Genomic DNA, 1,028 nt, shown 5'->3' with positions numbered 1-1,028 from the left:
TGAAAAAAATTATCATTACGGGAGGTGCGGGTTTCATCGGTTCACATGTGGTACGCCGTTTCGTGACCACTTATCCCGGATACGAAATCATCAACCTGGATAAACTTACTTATGCGGGCAACCTGGCTAACCTGCGCGATATAGAACGCCGGTCGAATTACCGTTTTGTAAAGGGTGATATCACCGATGCCCCATTCATCGACAGCCTGTTTGCCGCCGAACGACCAGACGCCGTCATCCACCTGGCGGCCGAATCCCACGTGGATCGCTCCATTAGCAATCCGCTGGAGTTTGTCCTTACCAACGTGGTGGGTACCGTTACGCTGCTGAATGCGGCCCGCAGACATTGGGAGGGCAGCTATAACCGACACCGGTTTTACCACGTCTCTACAGATGAGGTATATGGTGCACTCGGCGAAACCGGCATGTTTACCGAGGAAACGAAATACGACCCTCATTCGCCCTATTCGGCTTCGAAAGCCTCATCAGACCATTTCGTGCGGGCTTATCACGACACTTACGGGATGGATACGGTGATTTCCAACTGTTCCAACAACTACGGGTCGCACCATTTCCCTGAGAAACTCATCCCGCTGGCCATCCATAATATCAAAAACAACAGGCCTGTGCCGGTATACGGCAAGGGCGAGAACGTGCGCGACTGGTTGTGGGTAGAAGACCATGCACGGGCAATCGATATAATCTTCCATCAAGCTGCTTCGGGGCAAACCTACAACATCGGAGGGCACAACGAATGGAGGAACATAGACCTTATTCACTTGCTTTGCAGCATTATGGATCGTAAACTGGGCCGTGCCGAGGGCGAATCCGCCAAGCTTATCACCTTTGTGAAAGATCGCGCGGGGCACGACCTGCGTTATGCCATTGATGCGAGTAAGCTGAAACACGACCTGGGATGGGAGCCGAGCCTGCAATTTGAGGAAGGGTTGGAGAGGACGGTGGACTGGTATCTTGCCAATGAAGAGTGGCTGCAGGATGTCACTTCAGGGCACTATCAGCAGTACTAC

1 protein-coding gene is annotated in these 1,028 nt (G+C 52.5%); it reads left to right on the top strand.

The window, feature by feature from the left end; all coding sequences use genetic code 11:
* A partial coding sequence (gene rfbB / locus BM030_RS19590; protein WP_244519054.1) for a dTDP-glucose 4,6-dehydratase occupies positions 1-1,028 on the top strand: 1,028 nt, incomplete at both ends.

Source organism: Parapedobacter composti, assembly GCF_900112315.1.
GTDB lineage: Bacteria > Bacteroidota > Bacteroidia > Sphingobacteriales > Sphingobacteriaceae > Parapedobacter > Parapedobacter composti.
The sequence above is the reverse complement of the archived record's forward strand: the minus strand, read 5'-3'. Positions and strand labels throughout refer to the sequence as shown.